The organism is Desulfomonile tiedjei, assembly GCA_016212925.1.
Classification (GTDB): domain Bacteria; phylum Desulfobacterota; class Desulfomonilia; order Desulfomonilales; family Desulfomonilaceae; genus JACRDF01.
Window position 1 is genome coordinate 122790 of sequence record JACRDF010000050.1, and the last position, 18707, is coordinate 141496.

An 18707-nucleotide genomic window follows, 5' to 3' on the forward strand; every position below is an offset into this window, starting at 1 on the left:
AGTCGGATTGCACAAAACGCGAAAGAACAAACAGTCAACGCGTTTCCCATTCCTATGGAGCCTCCGCTCTTCCGCCTTATCCGGAACAGCGGCCGGCGCGAACCTTTGAGAAAAATGCCTGTTACCGAAGAATTCCTGAAGAATCTCCCTACCAGCCCAGGGGTCTACCTTATGGCCGACCGCAACGGCAAGGTCCTTTATGTGGGAAAGGCCGGGAATCTCAGAAATCGGGTCCGGAGTTACTTTGTCCAGGGACGCGACGAAAGGCCCAAAATCCAATTCCTGATGCCGCGGGTTGACAGTATTCAGACAATTCTTACGCAGACTGAAAAAGAAGCTCTGATCCTGGAAAATAACCTAATCAAGCAACACCGGCCCCGATTCAACGTCAACCTGCGTGACGACAAGTCGTTTTTTTCTCTGAGACTGAATGTGTCCCATCCCTTCCCGAGGCTGACGCTGGTCAGGACTCAGCGCGTGAAACCTGACGGGGAACGCTATTTCGGCCCTTATTCGTCGGCACGGGACGCTCGGATTACGTTGAATTTTATCCGCAGGCTCTTCCCGTTGCGCCAGTGCACCGAGAGGCAACTGGCTACCTGTAAGAGGCCGTGCCTGAACTGCCAGATGAAGCGATGCCTCTGCCCTTGCGCGGGTAAAGTAGATCCCGAGGAATATGCGCGCATGGTGCAAGGGGTCACCTTGCTGCTACAGGGACGCAGCGAGGACTTGATCAAATCCTTGAAACGAGGAATGGAGGAAGCCGCGGCGGATCTGCGTTTCGAAGAGGCGGCCCGTATCCGGGATCGCCTGGCTTCGGTGGAGAGGACCCTGGAGGCACAGAATGTTTCCTTCTTTCACTTGAAGGACCAGGACGTGATTGCTCTTTTATCCGGGGACGGCGACATTTTCGTGGTTGAGGTGCTTTCCTTTCGCAAGGGCAATCTGCTTTCAAGCGATTCCTTCCTTTTGCGCAACCCCGCTCTCGATGAAGAGGAGGTGCTGACTTCGTCCATCAAGCAATATTACGGGTCGGGCGCTTTTGTTCCGAAAGAGGTGCTGGTCGCTCGTCCCATCGAGCAGCCCGAGTTGATAGAAGCCTGGCTTTCTGAACTGCGCGGCAACAAGGTGACTCTGAGGGTCCCATCGCGCGGTCACGGCGCACGCCTGATGCAGTTGGCGCTCAAGAACGCTCACGATGCCTTGCTGCGTGAGAAACAGAGAGATTCCGCGCAGAAATCTCTGGAAAGGGTCGCAGCCAAGCTCGGCCTACCCGCGGCGCCCGGATTGATCGAGGGGTATGACATCTCCAACATCGCGGGAACTCAACCGGTAGGTGTCAAGGTAGCTTTCCGCGACGGTCAACCCGATAAGGCGGCTTATCGTAAATACAAAATCAGAGGCTTTTCAGATCAAGATGACCCGGGCATGATCCATCAGACAATAACTAGGCGACTGGGGCACAGCGACGAAGGGCCTTTGCCGGATTTGTTCCTGATTGATGGCGGCAAATCCCAACTCAATGCGGCCTGCGCAGCGTTGCAAGAACAATTGGGACGCGAATTCCCACCGGTGGCCTCAATTGCCAAGGCTCGCGAAGAAGATCAGCCGGAACGCTTTTACCTGCCCAACCGAAAGAACCCTGTGATTTTTCCTCACGGTGACCCGGGCCTCATGCTGTTGATGCGGGTAAGAGACGAGGCGCATAGATTCGTTCACACCTTCCACACGAAGAGTCGCACAAAGGCCGTAATTCGTTCAGCTCTGGACGACATTCCCGGAATTGGCCCCAAAAAGAGAGCCGCACTCCTGAAGCGGTTCAAAAGTGTTAAGGAAATGCTCGCGGCGTCGGATCAGGAAATCAGAGCGGTTCCGGGCATCAATCAAAAAGATGTGGAACGAATACGAGATCACTTCAAAGAGGAAGAAATAGGCCTCACGGTGTAGCGAAAAATGGCCGCGAGAAGAAATGCGAGCGTAGCTTGAGGAACCAAAAACTTCCTTGCTTACCGCGCCGAAAAACTTCTTATACCGAGTGCCCAATTTTTTGTGGGAATGCGGCTAGTCCGTGTAGGGGCAGGCCCCCGTGCCTGCCCTAGGCCCAACGAGACGCCAAGATAAGGGCGGACGCGGGGGTCCGCGCCGTACGGGAAGCTGAGGCCTCTCTTCAAACCTGTGACGTACCATCGCACACTATCCCGTGGGAACAATCGGACAGTATTTCTGGCAACTAAATGTACGTGTTACGTCAGGGTACCTTGGTCCTCGAATTCTTTCCTCAAATCAAGTGCGGTTCCTTGAAAACAACAAAGGTAGAGCGGCTCTTAGCCTCAGAGAAAAGGGTATTTTCCCCGCGTATATTCTCCGGTGAAGGTTGACGCCATAATAGAATCTGTAAACGAAGTTCAGCAGCGGCTTGAGCCAGGGCATTTTGGCTAAGGCAGGGTAAAATCTCCGGACCCAAGGGAAATCCACCATAATAGAAAACAGACGGTGCAAGGTTTCTACCTTTGCTTTGAAGTCAGGCGGCAGATTTAGTATCGAGCTCGTGAACTGGCTTTCAAATGTTGCCTGACCTTCGCCAAGTAAGCCGATTTCCTTACAATAATGCTCAATGTGAGTGCCAGGATACGGCTGAAAGATCGACGCGTCTGAAAAATCCGATCCGACCGCACTATTCAAATTGACGGTACGGATCATGTCCTGCTCGGTCTCATTCGGGAGGCCGATCATGTTGACAATATACAGGCGCATCCCATGCCTTTTTAAGATCGCTGCCGCATCTATTATCCTTTCATCGCCCATCTGCCGATTCAGCACATTCCTTCGGATGGCCTCGCTGCCGGACTCAATGGCCATGCATACGGAATAACATCCGGCCTCTTTCAGGAGCCTCGCATAATCATTGGTTACCATGTTGGGCCGGGCATAGCACAGAAATGGAAGACCGATCTTTTTCGGATAGGTCACGCAGAATTCTTCGAGCCAACTTCGTTTAAGCCCGAAAACATCGTCCTGAAACTTGACGAAGCTCAAGGGATATCGGCTTCCAACGGACGCTAATTCTTCCATCAAGTATGAAACACTCTTGGTCCTAACAACGTGTCCTTTGCCTCTATAAAGCTCGTGGTAGGCGTGGTTGAAGCAGTAGGTGCACTTGAAAGGACAGCCTCGTCCAGCGAAAAACGACTTTATGGGGGAGCCCGCCAAGAATTTGTTTTTGGAATAAACAATGTCTCGATCGGGAAACGGCAGAGAATCCAGATTTTCGATCAAATCTCCCACAGGGTTTTCTCGAACATTTCCGTCCGGAAGCTTTATCGAGAAGTTGGGCGTCTCGAACATTGCTTCGGAGCCCAAGCAATCCAGAAAGCGCGGAAGGGCCGAATCCCCCTCACCCTGGCAAATTGCGTCCACACCTTGTTGATAAATGAAATCAGGGAAAAAAGTTGGGTGGGGTCCGCCAAAGACAGAAAAGCAATCAGTCCGGGTCTTGATTCGATCGTTGATATGCAGAAACCGTTCAGCCTCGGTCGAGCATATGGAATAGGCCAAAATATGAGGAGGATTAGCTTCGATCCGGCGCAAGGCTTCGGACTCGCCCGCGCCAAATTCAATCAGTTCGACTTCATGTCCCGCGCTCTTAAGAATGGCGGACAGCGAGGGAACGGAAATAATTTCCGTAAATCCGATCCGGTCTACGACAAAAAGGACCTTGAGCCTCCCCATGTTCCGATCCTTCGATCTTCCCAAAATTACAGAAATATATCAACGGGATACCGGCGCGTTCAACCACACGAATAACTTGTTGCGCCTGTGCATTGCACGCTCTAGGCGGGAAAGTCAACCAAAATATGAGCAAATTGGTAACCGTTCAGCAATGGGCGGGGGTGAACATCTCTAGTATGGTTACCGAAATTGGTAGGCCTTGACCTACGCGGCGAAAATTCTCCCTTGCCCCCTGCGGCCCTAACTCTCTTCTAATTTATTCCAATCGGCCGGCAACCAGCTCGGTGATATCCATGACTTTTATCTTGCCCTTCTTTTCCTTTCGGGCGCGTGCCGCTGCCTGGTTAAACGAACCCTTGCACGAAGGACACGCGGACACCAGCACATCAGCTCCGAGGTCAATGGCGGTTAGGAGCCTTTTGTACCCGATCTCCCCTGCCAGTTCATTGTCGAAGCCTTTCATGCCCCCTCCGCCGCCGCAGCACTTGGCCTGAGCGCGATTAAGCGGGAATTCGACCAATTCTATTCCGGGAATGGCCTTGAGCACATTGCGGGGGGGTTCGTATACTCCCATGTGGCGCCCCATGTCGCATGGGTCGTGATAGATGGCCTTGAGAGGCTGGACATCCTGTTTGAACTTGAGTCGGCCTTCGCTAATAAGCTTCTCCATGAACTCCACTGCGTGAAGGACCTCGTAATCCTGCCCGCTTCCGTAGTGCGAATAGAGGTCCCGGAAGGTTTTCAGGCACCCGGCACAAGACGTGATCAAAGATTTGGGCTTGTACTTTGAGGTGCGCTCTTCGTACATTTCCATGGTCTTTGTGAATGTGGGCATGTCGCCCACCAGGTACGCAAGATACCCGCAACAGGTCTCTTCTTCGCCCATTGCTCCGTAGTTTATCCCTGCCTTGTTCAATATTTCCATGAAAGCTGGAATTATCTTGACGTCCTGGAAGCTTGTAACGCATCCCAGGTGGAGCAGGACCTCCGTCTCTCCTGGCACGGCTTTCTTGAAATTCGCAGGATAGCTGTCAGCCCTCTTTTCAGGGGGGGCCAGCAGCGGATTTGCGGCTTCCAGCATTGACGAGAGTGCAGGCTTGAAAATTTCCGGAAGAAAACCCTTCTCTACGAGCCTCTGGCGAGCGCTGCGAACTATATCGGACACCTTGACTTGAGCAGGACATACCGCCCGGCAGTTCAAGCAGAGCATGCATTGATAGAGGCGTTTAGCAAGATCCTCGGAGGGCTCTATATTCCCGATCAACATGTTGTAGGCAAGAGTGACCCTTCCCTTTGCGTTCAGAGACTCCAATGTGGTCTCGCCGAAGGTCGGACACCCGGCCCGGCAGAACCCGCACTGAATACATGCGATAATTTCGTTGTCCACGCCTTCGGGGAAATGTTGAATGTTTTGAGGTTCCTTCAGGTATTTCTCGAAGCTGTTTTCGTCCAGGATGTCCGCGATGGCGTCGTCGAAACCCATCTTGCCGGGATTAAGAATGTTGTTGGGATCAAAGGCCTTCTTGATGGTCTTCATAAGATTGAGCCCTTCGCCCAACTGCTTTCCTATGTAAGGGGACTTGGCCATGCCTACCCCATGTTCCGCGGAAACGGTTCCCCCATACCGGAGCGTCATATCAATGAATTCAAGTGCAATTCCCTTGACCTTTTCCCATTCTTCCGCGTCCGCGGGGTTCATAATGAAGGTCGCGTGCAGATTGCCGTCCCCGATATGACCGAACGTTGCTACCGGGAAGCCGACCTTCTTGGCGATCTGCTGGATCTCGGCTATGGTCTCCGGAATGCGGCTGATGGGCACCCCAAAATCTTCCACCAGCGGCACGAGTCGGTAACCGGGCTTGAGGCGACTCATGGCCGGGACCAGACCGCCTCTCGCGGCAAATAGCTTGGCTTTCTCCAGAGGGTTGTCCGACCAGACGTTCTCGATACCGCCGACCGATTTGCAGATCTCATCAATCTTTTTGATCTGCTCTTGCACTGCGCTCTTCGGCCCGTCAATCCCCATGAAGAGTTGGCAATTCACTTCCCTGGGAATGTCCATCTTGAGAGCGTCTCGGGCGACCTCCAGGCAGATGTTGTCCAGTATTTCGCAAGTCGCCAGTTCCATTCCCGTCGTGAAGATCCGCTCCACGGCTCTCCCCGCACTGTCAACGTCCGGGAAGGATGCCTTGGCAAAAGCCTCGTACTCCGGCATGGGCAGAATCTTCACAGTCGCTTCGGTGATTATCCCAAGGGTCCCTTCGGAGCTTGAGAATAGGTGCGTCAAGTCGTAGCCCGCGGAGCTTTTCGGCGCCAGGTCCCCCGTGCGTACCACGCGTCCGTCGGCAAGGACCACCGTCAGGCGCTTAACATAGTCCTTAGTCGTCCCGTACTTGGCAGCTCGAACCCCGCTGGCATTGGTTGCAATCATCCCCCCGATGGTGGCAATCGGCGCACTGCCGGGATCCGGCGGGAAGAAGTGGGTTGGCGCGAGTTTGGCATTCAGCGCGTTGCAGATGACTCCCGGTTCGACGACCGCGTATCCGTCGGCCTTGTTGATCTCCTTGACCTTATTCATCCTAGTGAAATCCAGCACCACCCCGCCCTTCACCGCCAAGACCGCGCCAGTTACTGAGGAGCCGGTCCCGCGAGCTACAACAGGGATTTTCTCCGCATTCGCGAGGGAAACAATTCTGCTCACTTGTTCTGTATCAGATGCAAAAACAATAACTTGAGGGACTCCCGCGTGGATCGACATGTCCCGAGAATAGGCCAGGCAGTCCACCGGGGAAGCGGTCATGTTCTCCGACCCCACGATATCGGACAATCGCTCAATGAAACCCATTTTTTCTCCTCCTGGAGCTGATTCCTTCACCCGGGTACGGGGTCATAATTTGATGCTTTGAAACTCGCGACGGGATGGAAAGAGGCCCAATGCTAATCGAACCGATTATTTCAATGATAGCCCAATTCCCTGTATAAATCAAATCCCGGATTTCACAAGAGAGTCTAAAGCGAAAGACACCTGCTTGAGGGCTCAAGGCATATCACCGCGAGGAATAACATATTGATATAGTATGATCAATAGCCATGCCGTCCGTCCGAGAAACCGGCGAGCCTCTCTTGTTGAATATTCATTATACAGAACTTGTCATCGGGGGGCGCTTGCCCTTTTTCAGTTCCGCGGGGCCGGCGTCATAGATCCAGTTGTAACTGTTCAGTCTTGGGGGGAAACAACTTGCGCTGAACATGTCATTGCGACCCCGCTGAAAAGCGGGGGGAAGCAATCTCGGCCTTTCGGCGCTGAGATTGCTTTCCCGCGGAACGCGGGACTTCACTCCTCGCAATGCCAGAGAGCCAACACCCCCGCGTAAGTGAAGGGCTACATCCAGTTGCTCCGGCGCGATTCAAAAAAATTTCGCGAACTTTGCATCAAATTGGAGGGTCGCGCATCTAGGTTGGTAGAATTGATAAGGGATTGTTAGGTATGGAATTGACTGGAATAAACGGGAAGACTGTATTTCGGAGCCTCAGGGCGGGCGATGGAGACCGGTGAACGCAGAATTAACCACTCAAATTGAGCCTGTACCGTTGACAATTGGACAGCAAGTCGCTGATTGCGATCTCCATCGCCGCCCAATTAGGCGCTGCACAAGCGAACACTTCGGCGATCAGAGAGCCGGCAGGAGCGAAGGATCGCGAACGAGCGCGGAATCTGCCCCTGAACAATCATCTAGTATTTACTTAATGAAAGGCGTGTGATATTAATATCCAATTAGGCTTAAGAAGGCCCCATATGCACGTTCAGGAGGACGAGGAGACTTGCCACTGCTTACGGACAAAAAGAAGTCAATCATAGAGAAGTATCGGGTTCACGAGAGCGATACGGGTTCGCCCGAAGTCCAGGTCGCTCTGCTAAGCGAGAGGATAGGATATCTCACCGAGCACTTCAAGATTCATAAGAAGGACCACCATTCACGCCGTGGTCTTTTGAAGCTTGTTGGGCAACGTCGCAGATTGTTGGACTACCTCAAATCAAAGAGTGTCGACCGATACAAAACATTAATCGCCGAATTGGGTATCAGGAAATAGCGCTGACTCCGCTCGGAATTGACATTCTCGCGCCCGCACTTTTGGGATCGGGGAAATAAGGATTACTACAACTATGTTATTGCATACTTCAAGGACCACTGTTTCCGGGAAAGACATTGTATTTGAGACCGGCAGGCTGGCCAAACAGGCTTCCGGGTCGGTCTTGGTCAGCAGCGGGGAAACCATGGTCCTGGTGACGGCTGTAGCCGAGAAAAAGGGCCGAGAAGGAATCGACTTTTTCCCCCTTACAGTTGACTATCTGGAGATGACCTACGCGGCGGGGAAGATACCGGGAGGTTTCTTCAAGAGAGAAGGACGGCCGACAGAAAAGGAAATCTTGACGGCAAGATTCATTGACAGGCCGATTCGTCCTCTTTTTCCAAAAGGATTCAAAGCGGAGACCCAAATTATCGCCACGGTACTTTCTTCCGACGGCGAAAGCGATCCGGACATGCTGGCCATAAATGGCGCGTCAGCCGCGCTCCACCTGTCTGACATCCCCTTTAACGGCCCCATCGGCGCGGTACGTGTCGGCCGGGTAGACGGGAACCTGATTATAAATCCTTCGCCGATGGAAGAAGGCTATTCGGACCTGAGCCTCATTGTGGTCGGCTCAACTCAGGGAATCGTCATGGTTGAAGGCGGATCGGACCGGCTTCCCGAGGAGACGATACTGGAGGCGATTTTCAAAGGGTACGAAGAAACCCTCAGAATATGCCAGGCCCAAGAGGAACTTAGGGCTGCGAGCGGAAAACCCAAGAGAGAGACTTCGCCCCCTATCGTGGACGCGGAACTCATTGAAAAGGTTAGGAGCGAATGGGGTGATCAGATTCAGCAGGCGATAGGCATTGCTCAGAAACTCGAACGCCAGGCAGCCCTGGAGGATATCTATCACAAAATACTTGCGTCCTTGGGAGAAGAAGGTGAACTGCGTCGCTCCGAGATCCTGGGTTACCTGGAAAAGATCGAGGGTGAATACATACGCAAGATGATCCTGGAGCAAGGAGTGCGTATCGGCGGACGCGCGTTTACGGACATTCGGGACATTTCATGTGAAGTCGGGATTCTTCCGAGGACCCACGGAAGCGCCCTTTTTACACGGGGCGAGACCCAGGCTCTGGTTATCGTTACTCTGGGCACGTCCGCGGATGAACAGAAGATAGAAGCTTTGGAAGGATCCAGCTACAAGTCCTTCCTGCTCCATTACAAGTTCCCGCCTTTTAGCGTGGGCGAAGTCAAGTTCCTCCGGGGGCCGTCCCGAAGAGAAGTCGGTCACGGTGCGCTGGCGAACCGGGCCATAGCTTATCTTCTGCCCAACGACGAGGACTTTCCGTACACGATCCGCGTGGTCTCCGAGATTCTGGAATCCAATGGCTCGTCCTCTATGGCTACGGTGTGTGGCTCATCGCTCTCGCTTATGGATGCCGGCGTCCCCTTGGCCGAACCTGTGGCCGGCATAGCAATGGGATTGCTCAAGGCTGACGATCGAATCGTCATACTCTCCGATATTATTGGTGACGAAGACCATCACGGCGATATGGACTTCAAAGTGACCGGCACCTGGAACGGGGTCACCGCCTTGCAGATGGACATAAAGATCCAAGGGATCACCCGCGAGGTCCTTACCCAGGCCTTGTATCAGGCCAGAGACGGCCGCCGTCACATACTCGAGATAATGAACCAGACGCTCAAGGAATCTCGAACTGAAGTGTCCCCCCGGGCCCCCAGAATTTTGATCTTGTACGTGAATCCTGACAGAATCCGGGACATCATCGGCCCGGGCGGAAAGGTCATACGAGCCATCCAGGAAGAGACCGGCACCAAGATCGAAGTGGATGATACCGGTAAGGTGCTGATTGCGGCGACGGACACCGAGGGTGCGGAAGAAGCCAAAGCGGCAGTCCAGAGGTTAACCCAAGAGGCGGAAATGGGAAGGATCTACATGGGCATAGTCCGAAAAATTACGGACTTTGGCGCCTTCGTAGAAATATTTCCGGGCACGGATGGTTTGGTTCATATTTCTCAGCTTGCGCCGGAGCGCGTGCGGAAGGTTACCGACGTCGTCAAAGAGGGAGACACGGTTCCGGTAAAAGTTATCGGCATTGACCCCCAAGGAAAGATTAAACTGTCACGAAAAGACGCTATAGGTCAGACACCCGAGTAATGAAGCAATCCAAAGTTACTCCACCCCCTTCGAGCCGGCCCAAACATTCGAACCACTATGGCAAGACTATCCTTGGGAATGGTGTACGAATTGTCACGGAGGAGGTCCCGCACCTTTATTCCGCGTCACTGGGCATCTGGATTCGTTCAGGGTCCCGGTTCGAGACTCCTTCTGTAAACGGCATCTGTCATTTTATCGAGCACATGCTTTTCAAGGGGACTGCGCGCAGGTCCGCGTACGTCATCGCAAAAGAGATAGATTCCGTGGGAGGCGTCTTGAACGCCTTCACCAGCAAGGAAATGACTTCCTTCTACTGCCGGGTCCTGAGTGAAAACCTACCGTTGGCCGTGGACTTGCTCACGGACATATTCCTTAACCCGTCGTTTCCTGAGGACGAGATCGAAAGGGAAAAACAGGTTGTTTGCCAGGAAATAGCTCAGTTGGAGGACAGTCCGGAAGATCTGGTCCATGAAATCCTGGGAACCAGATTCTGGCTTGACGATCCATTGGGCCAACCCATACTGGGGACCATTCCCAACATCATGAATTTCGACCGGGAGACCATATCCGTATTCAAGCGCAACAACTATGTTCCCGGCGAGATCGTAATATGCGCCGCGGGCAAACTTCAGCACGAGGCCTTTGTGGACCTGTTCGCGGAACAGATGGACAGGATAGCGGCCCGTGAGCCTCAGGTCTTTGCGCAGAGCGATCGGAGACAGTCGATCTCTCACATAGAGGAGCGGGATTCTGAGCAGGTTCATGTCTGCGTTGCAGTGGACGGCCCCAGTGCGGTGGATGAAAAACGGCACGCAGGCTACATATTAAATACGATTTTGGGCGGAGGAATGAGTTCACGGCTGTTCCAGGAGATCCGCGAAAAAAGAGGATTGGCGTACAGCGTCTATTCTTTTCTTTCGTCTCTTTCCGATACGGGAATGTTCGGGATCTACGCAGGATGTGACCCGGCTCGATTGGAGGAGCTGATCACCACAATGGGCAAAGAAACCTTGTCGTTGGCAGCCACTCTGACGGAAGACGATGTGCGCACGGCAAAGGCCCAACTGAAAGGGAACATCATTCTTGCGACGGAATCGTCGGAGTCTCGAATGAACAGGCTGGCGAAAGGCGAGTACTACTTCGGCCGGTACGTCAGCGTGGATGAAATCATCAGCGCCATTGAAAAAGTCACGGTTCGAGATCTGTCCGAAATGGCGGAAGAAATGATCAATGGAGGCCAACTCACGGTTGTTGCGCTGGGTCCTCTGAGCGTGAAGACTGATCTTCTGGATCTCTTCAAAAACTAGCCCTCCCTTTCGGATCCCATCAGAGAAAAAAATCCCTTCGGAAGCGACTTGTACTCGTAATAAAACGAAGAATATGAAAACGAAGAAGCCCGGACCTGTTTTCGCAGGTCTGGGCCGCCCGCCGGACCCCGCCAAGGCGCTGGTGATTCATCTGCGCACAGTCCCCCCGCACGGAAAAACTGTCTCAAAAGTCATGGAACAGGTGGAATCGTAGCAGGAATGCTCCCTCACCCTGTCCCTCTCCCTCTGGGAGAGGGTTGGGGTGAGGGTAACAAAACAACCATCAACCATGATCGTGGCACGATTTGGCCACCTTCTCAAGTTATGAGGTAGTTTCCGGAGACCGTTGGCTACCAAATTCGCCAATCGCTCTTATGAATCGGACATTATTTTCTGGAAATTGCTATGGAAGCCCGTTCGCGCCCTGAATGGAAACCGGCTTCAATTGTCAGTATCTTTTCGTCTGAACTCGACCTTCTTTTGCGCGTTGTCTATTGATACGGCTATACGGCTTATGCTTTTGATGCCGAGAAGGTTAATTATCTTGGGCATCTGCTTTTCAAAAACGTGTACTTCGATTTCTCCCAAAGGCAGGTGAAAAAGAAAGGCATCTTTTATTCTATATCTAATTACAGTGTGGGCTGTTCCGTCGGCTGTTTGAACTTTTCCTTTTCCCACGGCTTTGACTTCAGTCTCTCGACCGATCTCCGCAAGTAGCTTACGGTCCACGACCGTGTACGTGGCGCCTGTATCGAGCAAAAACCTGTGCGGTTTCCCGCCCTTGCTGAAACTAACCTGCACAAACGAATGGCCGCTCTCTCCTATGGGCACGCTGACATTGAGTGGCCCTGACGCTGACACAGCCAGTTCGCTCAGGACCTTTTCCGCCATGCTCAGGGTCTGTGGGTCAGGGTTCAGTCGAAGTGCCTTTTCCGCGTCCTTACGCGCCTTTTCAATGTTGTCACGGCGTAGCTGAGCCAAACTTCTGCCCGCGTAGGCGAACCCCGACGTCGGTTCCAGCTCGATGGCTTTGTCCAAATCGCTGACAGCCCTGTCAGGGTCCCCGAGATTGATATAGGCAATTCCGCGATTGGCAAATGATGCTGATAGGAGAGAGTGATTGTCGTGAGGCGTCTTGATGGCTTCTGTAAAATCTGAGAGCGCCTTTTTCTGGTCCTTGCCTCGGAGGCTCAACATTCCGCTTAACTGGAGAGCAGTGGCTCGCGTCTCGCCATCGAGTTGATTTGAGCGCAGCACAGTCTTAAGATCTTTCCACGCGGCAGACGCATCACCTTTGCCAAAATAGGCCTGTGCGCGCGCAAGTTGCACCACATGAGCGTTTCGTTCATCGGGAGTCAGCGAGGTCAAAACCAAGGAAAACACTTCAATAGCCTGTTCATACCGTCCGGATTTCAAGTGGGCCTTCCCGGTATTGAACTCTTTGTCCACCCCCTCTGATGCAGCGGCGGCAATGGTGCTCAATCCAAGGAAGACCACAAAAAACAAAACACAGATACAGATGGCTCTTTTCATGAATCGAATCCCTCGATGGCCGGCCAAGTCCAGGGAGTTATTTTTTATGCCTTGTCTTAAACCAGTCAACTATTTCTTCCATTTCAGAAAGTTCTCTTCCCGAAAACTTCCTCACCAAAGTCAAAACCTGCTGCGCCAGCCAAAAGCGTTCCTCCTTTTGGGCTGTGTTTGCGGCATCGAGAATGTGCTGTAAGAGCGCCGTTATTACACGTAGCTGATCGAGGATCGAATCCGCGACTATGGAATCGAGTTTCCTCTGTTTCACTTCGAGAATAGTCACAACCTTGGAAAGGTCCGCGGACGGATCGCTCAAAATCGGCGCGCCTGACCTCAAAATCGCGCCGGCAGCCTCGTCGGACAACAAGAATCCACGATCCAGTTCCACTTTTTGGAGGGACGGATGAATTGCCCTGATCTGAACACCGGTCCTGACATCGAAGAATTCGGACGCGGCGGCGGGACCTTCGCCACCTTTCGGGAAGCGCACCAGAATTGTGGCGTCTCGTATAAGGATGTGATCGTACCGTTCGTCTGTTTCCATGATAACATCCTATCATGCCTGGAGGAGTTCATAACAGTATCCGTTCAGTTACGCGAGGAAAAGAGGTGCCCGACTGGAAACCATCCTTCACCCGTTTCCTCAAAATCCCCCCTAACCCCCCTTTATTAAGGGGGGGAACTCGCATCACCCCCTTACCCCCTTTTCTAAAGGGGGGCGAGGGGGGATTTTAACGCCGGAAGACTGAATGGTTAGCCATAATAATTGGTTTTTGCTTTACATCGATCAGGACCGAATATAGTATCCGCCCGATTGAATCGGTTGATGTGGACGAAATGAAGATCACGAAACTGGAAATCAAAGGGTTCAAAAGTTTTCCGGACAGGACCGTACTGGAATTCCAACCGGGAATAACCTCGGTCGTCGGCCCGAATGGGTGCGGCAAGAGCAACATCCTGGAAGCCATACGCTGGGCGATGGGGGAGCAAAGGGCCCGCACGTTGCGTGGCAAGAAGATGGAAGACGTCATCTTCAACGGCTCCGAAACCCGCAAGCCCGTAGGCATGGCAGAAGTGCGGCTTATCCTGTCCAATGATGACGGAATGTGCCCTCCGTCCATGTCGGACTACGACGAGATAATGATTGCTCGCCGCCTGTTCCGGGATGGCGAATCACAGTATGAAATCAATAATATAGCCTGCCGCCTCTCCGATGTGACCGACTTTTTCCTGGATACCGGTGTGGGCCGGAATTCCTACGCCATCATCGAGCAGGGCCGAGTTGACATGGTGGTCGCGTCTAAGCCCGAGGATCGCCGAGTTCTTATAGAGGAGGCCGCGGGGATCAGCCGGTACAAGTCTCGCAAGGAAGCGGCCCTCAAGAAACTTGAATTGACCCGCCAGAACTTGCAGCGAATCAGCGATGTCGTCGGTGAAGTGAAACGCCAGAGTTCGGCCCTCAAGCGGCAAGCATCCCGCGCAGAACGCTATCGGAAGCTCAGCGACCGTCTCAAGGAGCTGGACATAGGGCTTCACGCCTACCGATGCCATGAGCTTCAGACTCACGGGGCCGTTGTCGGCACTGACCTGGAGAAGAACAGATCTCGGTTGCTTGAAAATGAGTCGCAACTCTCCGCGATGGGAGCCAAGCTTGAGCAATCGCGGCTTGCTGCCCTGGAGACGGAAAAGAGCCTTAAAGACCTGCTCGAAGCACAACACAGGACCGACATTGAGCTAACCTCTGTCAGAGCCCGCATCGAGACACATCAATCCCGGATTGCCCAGCTTCTGGACCGCCGAGGCCATTGCGAGCGGGAAAGGAACTCTGCGGAAGAAAATAAAGAAGCATCGGAACTCCGCGGGCAAGATCTGGAAAAAGCCAAGGCAACACTCAACGAGGACCTCCGAGTGGCGGCCGAAGAGCTAAAATCCGCTTTAGCTGACGGCGCAAGTTCGCAGCAGACGCTAACGGACCAACGAGCAAATCTGGACCGATTAAAGGAAGATATCTTCGGCAGTCTGCAAGAAGCCGCGCAGGAAAGAAATCGAAAAGAAAGCCTTACCAAGCGCAGGATCGAAATCGACGCTCAGTCACGCAGGATCGTCGCCGATGCTGAAGCCATAGGGTCCGCGCTAAAGGCTGATTGCGAGGAAAAATCAAAACTTGTAACCGCTTTAGTTGATGTATCCGAGCAGCGCAAGCAGAGGACAGAGATAAAAGAGGAGCTTTCCAGTGCCGGCCGGCAATCCCGCGAAAGAATCTCTTCTCTCCGAGAAGAAGTGACAAGGCGTGAAAAAGAGTTGGCAGCCGCCCGAGCCCGCCGGCAGTCCCTGGAAGAAATGCAGAATAGTTACGACTGCTATGACGATGGCGTCCGATACGTCATGAACAGCCGGGCCGCGGATGAGAACTCCATGCTTGGCCCGGTGGCGGAACTTATCGAAGTTCCACCGGAGTTTCAGAAGGCGTTGACAGCGGCCTTGGGCGATCGCCTTGGCCATCTGGTGGTTTCTTCCACTCGCGATGGAATGGAAGCGGCGCAACGGCTCAAAGACGCGGGCGCCGGCAGGTCCACATTCATCCCGGTGTGTCCCCGGTCTGAAACACCCCCTGGCAACGGCAACGTACCGCAAGATCTGACCTCACTCAAAGAGCAGGTCCGCCTTCGAGGGGAATGTGAAAGCCTCGCTGATTTCCTTCTGGGAAACTGCTTCGTGGTTGAGGACATGCAACGGGCTGTGGAGATCTGGGAAAAAAACGGCATCAACGTGGACCTGGTCACGCGGCACGGCGAGGTGCTCAGCCGCCATGGAGAAATCACCGGGGGTTCCCACGAGAATAAGATTAGCGAGGTTTTCGGTAGAAGAGAAGAAATCGCGGAATTGAGCAAAGCGGTCGCTTCAGGGCAAGAAGCTGTGGTCGCTCTTCAATCCGCCCTCCAGGAAGAGGAAACCCGGCGAGAGAGTATTTCGGCTGAATTGGATAAGACCGAACGGCTGTTCAACGAACTAGGCATGAAGGAAGTTAGGCTCCGGAAGGATCAGGAGCGTCTGGAATCGCAAATAGCGGCAGCGGAGCGCAGGCTTGAGGTCATGAACCTCGAAAAAGAGCGCCTCCACGGCGAGGCCGCGACCATTGCCGAAGATGTTTCCAAGGCTGAGTCCGCCATAGGGTCGCTGGAGCTTAAGCGACAGGAACTGGAAACGGAAAGAGAAAGCACAATCCTTAGGATAGACGCACTGAATGAAGAAGCTCGTGCCCGGTCCGAGAAAACCGAAGGAATCAAGATCAGCGTAGCCCAACTGGAAGAGCGGGCCCGATCCCTGGACAAGGAGCTTCAATCTCTCGCGGAAATCATCCGGCAGCATGAAAAGCAAATTGGCGCGTTAATAGACGAAATGGCGCGGAGCGATGCGGATGAAAAACGATTCCGGCAAGAGTTGGCCGCCGGGGAAATCAGGGAAAAAGAACTCATGCAACAGCATGAGGCCCAGGCCGGGCAGATCGAAAACCTGAAAAACCTATCATCAGAATTAGCAGCTGCGGTCAAGTCCCTGGAAGACGAAACAGCTCGAATTGGCAAGGTCGTGCGGGAATTGCGGGAAACCGCACACACCCTGGAAATGGAATCGGTTCGCCTGAGCCAGATGCTTGAAGGACTGGTGGAAAAAATCCTGGAGCGTTACCACCTGGACCCCCGAACCGTTGAACCGCCGGACGCACCGCCCGACGATGCGGAAGTGAATGACATAAAAGCTAAGCTGGAGACCATGGGAGAAGTGAACCTGGCCGCTATAGCCGAAAGCCGCCAGACCGAAGAAAGGCTCGCCTTTCTGATCGAGCAGGAAGAAGACCTCAAAAAAGCCGTGGAGTCCCTGTACGCGACCATCAACGCTATTAACAAGACCACACGGGAACGCTTCCGGGCTGCGTTTGACAGCATAAATGAGAAGTTCCAGGAAATTTTCCCGTACCTATTCAGAGGCGGAGAGGCGCGACTGGAACTTACCGATGAGCAGGATCTTCTCGAAACAGGGGTAGACATCATAACTCGTCCGCCTGGAAAGCGGATTCAGAATATGGATCTCCTGTCAGGCGGAGAAAAGGCCCTTACGGCAGTAGGCTTGATTTTCTCGATTTTTCTGACTCGGCCCTCACCTTTCTGCATCCTGGACGAGGTGGATGCACCGCTGGACGACGCTAACCTGGTGCGCTTTAACGAAATGCTCCGCAAGCTCTCGGGACAGACCCAGTTCCTGGTCATCACTCACAACAAACGAAGCATGGAAGAAGCCGATTCTCTGTACGGCGTCACCATGGAAGAGCCAGGCGCCTCAAGCGTGGTGTCTGTCCAGTTTGTGGCGTGATTCTCAAACCGAATGTCCCAGCCATTGGCAGCAGTGCTAAGAGTTACTCATGTCGATGAGACTTATCTTGGTGACAAGACCCATTGATTTTTCGATCTACCCATAGACACAACTCAGTTTTCGGCTGTAGCCGTCTCACCTTCGTCGATAGACGAGAAATTCGTGATCTTCACTTTACCATCAGGAAAACAAGCCACGATGTCGAGAGTCCCTCCCATTGCCTCAATCGTCGCTCGTAGCGTTGAGATATAGATGTCGGTGCGTTTTTCCAGCTTGGCTACGTTGGGTTGTTTGATGTGCAACGCCTCAGCAAGCCTCGCTTGAGACATTCCTCGCGCACGTCTCAATTCGTGCAGTGCCATTTCAGCAACCATTTTTCGATAGCGCGCATCAGAACGGTCGATTGCTTTGGCGGACATTTTGGCTTCTAGTTCAGCAAATTTACGAGCCATTTTTTGAGTCCTCCTTCTTTAGTGTCTCCAAGTGTTCATCATAAAGCCGATCTGCAATGGGCACATACTCCTCATACCAGCGATCATTTCCAGTTTTGTCTCCACCGATCAGTAAAATCGCGCACCGGCGAGGATCGAAGGCATGGAGCACACGAAAGGGGCGGCCAGCGTGCTGAATCCGTGATTCACGCATATGCTTGTGCCCTGACCCTTTGACACCACTGGAGTGGGGGAAAGGAAGGCTTGGACCATAATCGCCTAGAAGTTTAACGCTAGCTCTTACTGATTCTTGCTCTCCTTCGGTAAGACTGTCCCACCACTCGCCAAACTCATCCGTGTACTCGATGTCCCATTTCATGTTAACAATATACCCTTTAAGATATATACCGTCAAGGGTATAAACAACCTTTTTTGACGGACTATGGCACACAGAGTAGACGGCTATCAAAGAAACCCGTTGGTATATTCAGTAGTCTCCATCTGAATTATGACCCCTCTGAATTCGCCACATCTCCCTTTCGATAAAACTGCCTACTCTTGGCGTGTCTTTACCTTTCATGGTTTTCTGCATATTTTGCTTACTACTTGTCGGGGGCATAATTCCGTCTCACGATTCACATGTCTGCGATGCCAATAGATGGGACATTCCGTTCTCAAAGGGGTCCTCTCTTCACCTGCCGCGAAACCCAGCGCGTAGGATGCGGTGACCAGCGGGAACCATATCGTTCGCGGTAACCGGCTCCCATCGCATCCCACCCGGTTGGCCTGACAAGCAGCAGGACCGGCATCTTGCCGGTCGCCGCCATTGACCAGAGGAATGCCGGCCCTACCGGTCAGTTTGCCTGCCAAAATCACGGCGGGCACGGCCCGTCCTACCATTGGAAACACGCCTCCCGTAGGGCGGGCCGCGCCCGCCGATTGCTTTTGCCGCCACCACTTCTTATTTTCCGACATTGCATTCGGCCTTCGGAATGAAGCCGCGGACTCGACCTTGCCTTTTCGCTTTTAATTGACAAATTAACAAAAAGATTATATGACTTGCGTGCATTTGTTAAAGTAATTTAT

Annotated in this window: 11 protein-coding genes; 5 read left to right on the forward strand and 6 right to left on the reverse strand. The window is 53.1% G+C overall.

Annotated elements, in window-relative coordinates; genetic code table 11:
- The first annotated feature begins 114 nt into the window (after positions 1-114).
- A complete protein-coding gene (gene uvrC, locus HY913_22755) occupies positions 115-1947 on the forward strand; it encodes an excinuclease ABC subunit UvrC (protein MBI4966118.1) in 1833 nt (610 codons plus the stop codon).
- 336 nt (positions 1948-2283) lie between these two features.
- Here uvrC and HY913_22760 read toward each other — a convergent pair whose 3' ends face one another.
- Entirely contained in the window at positions 2284-3729 is a 1446-nt protein-coding gene (locus HY913_22760; protein ID MBI4966119.1) for a cobalamin B12-binding domain-containing protein, read from the reverse strand.
- 256 nt (positions 3730-3985) lie between these two features.
- Positions 3986-6574: an FAD-binding protein gene (locus HY913_22765; GenBank protein MBI4966120.1), complete on the reverse strand. Its 2589-nt coding sequence runs from the start codon at positions 6572-6574 to the stop codon at positions 3986-3988.
- Positions 6575-7551: 977 nt separating this feature from the next.
- Here HY913_22765 and rpsO point away from each other — a divergent pair.
- The 3 genes from rpsO (at position 7552) to HY913_22780 (ending at position 11292) form a co-directional block, all read left to right on the forward strand.
- Positions 7552-7821 (forward strand): 30S ribosomal protein S15, encoded by a 270-nt coding sequence (gene rpsO, locus HY913_22770; protein MBI4966121.1) that lies wholly within the window; start codon positions 7552-7554, stop codon positions 7819-7821.
- Between the two features lie 73 nt (positions 7822-7894).
- The gene (pnp, locus tag HY913_22775; protein ID MBI4966122.1) at positions 7895-9985 is read left to right on the forward strand and encodes a polyribonucleotide nucleotidyltransferase; all 2091 of its coding nucleotides are present in this window, start codon (positions 7895-7897) and stop codon (positions 9983-9985) included.
- On the forward strand, positions 9985-11292 hold the full coding sequence (locus HY913_22780; protein MBI4966123.1) for an insulinase family protein: 1308 nt from the start codon (positions 9985-9987) through the stop codon (positions 11290-11292). The genes pnp and HY913_22780 overlap by 1 nt, the downstream gene beginning before the upstream one ends.
- Positions 11293-11733: 441 nt before the next feature.
- Here the strand turns inward: HY913_22780 and HY913_22785 are convergent, their stop codons facing one another.
- Both HY913_22785 and HY913_22790 read right to left on the reverse strand, forming a co-directional pair.
- On the reverse strand, positions 11734-12825 hold the full coding sequence (locus HY913_22785) for a tetratricopeptide repeat protein (GenBank protein MBI4966124.1): 1092 nt from the start codon (positions 12823-12825) through the stop codon (positions 11734-11736).
- Positions 12826-12862: 37 nt separating this feature from the next.
- The gene (locus HY913_22790; GenBank protein MBI4966125.1) at positions 12863-13366 is read right to left on the reverse strand and encodes a hypothetical protein; all 504 of its coding nucleotides are present in this window, start codon (positions 13364-13366) and stop codon (positions 12863-12865) included.
- A gap of 293 nt (positions 13367-13659) precedes the next feature.
- Here HY913_22790 and smc point away from each other — a divergent pair, with 293 nt between their 5' ends.
- Positions 13660-17190, forward strand: a complete 3531-nt coding sequence (smc, locus tag HY913_22795; GenBank protein ID MBI4966126.1) for a chromosome segregation protein SMC — start codon at positions 13660-13662, stop codon at positions 17188-17190.
- Between the two features lie 113 nt (positions 17191-17303).
- On the opposite strand, the gene HY913_22800 is transcribed toward smc, so the two are convergent.
- Both HY913_22800 and HY913_22805 read right to left on the reverse strand, forming a co-directional pair.
- The gene (locus HY913_22800) at positions 17304-17642 is read right to left on the reverse strand and encodes an XRE family transcriptional regulator (GenBank protein ID MBI4966127.1); all 339 of its coding nucleotides are present in this window, start codon (positions 17640-17642) and stop codon (positions 17304-17306) included.
- A complete protein-coding gene (locus HY913_22805) occupies positions 17632-18000 on the reverse strand; it encodes a type II toxin-antitoxin system RelE/ParE family toxin (GenBank protein ID MBI4966128.1) in 369 nt (122 codons plus the stop codon). The genes HY913_22800 and HY913_22805 overlap by 11 nt, the downstream gene beginning before the upstream one ends.
- Between the last annotated feature and the right edge of the window lie 707 nt (positions 18001-18707).

Excerpts from the sequence above, each read along its gene's own strand:
- HY913_22780 (MBI4966123.1), top strand. The coding sequence starts at position 9,985 with ATGAAGCAATCCAAAGTTACTCCACCCCCTTCGAGCCGGCCCAAACAT.
- pnp (MBI4966122.1), top strand. The coding sequence starts at position 7,895 with ATGTTATTGCATACTTCAAGGACCACTGTTTCCGGGAAAGACATTGTA.
- HY913_22765 (MBI4966120.1), bottom strand. The coding sequence starts at position 6,574 with ATGGGTTTCATTGAGCGATTGTCCGATATCGTGGGGTCGGAGAACATG.
- uvrC (MBI4966118.1), top strand. The coding sequence starts at position 115 with ATGCCTGTTACCGAAGAATTCCTGAAGAATCTCCCTACCAGCCCAGGG.
- HY913_22805 (MBI4966128.1), bottom strand. The coding sequence starts at position 18,000 with ATGAAATGGGACATCGAGTACACGGATGAGTTTGGCGAGTGGTGGGAC.
- HY913_22760 (MBI4966119.1), bottom strand. The coding sequence starts at position 3,729 with ATGGGGAGGCTCAAGGTCCTTTTTGTCGTAGACCGGATCGGATTTACG.
- HY913_22800 (MBI4966127.1), bottom strand. The coding sequence starts at position 17,642 with ATGGCTCGTAAATTTGCTGAACTAGAAGCCAAAATGTCCGCCAAAGCA.
- HY913_22785 (MBI4966124.1), bottom strand. The coding sequence starts at position 12,825 with ATGAAAAGAGCCATCTGTATCTGTGTTTTGTTTTTTGTGGTCTTCCTT.
- smc (MBI4966126.1), top strand. The coding sequence starts at position 13,660 with ATGAAGATCACGAAACTGGAAATCAAAGGGTTCAAAAGTTTTCCGGAC.
- HY913_22790 (MBI4966125.1), bottom strand. The coding sequence starts at position 13,366 with ATGGAAACAGACGAACGGTACGATCACATCCTTATACGAGACGCCACA.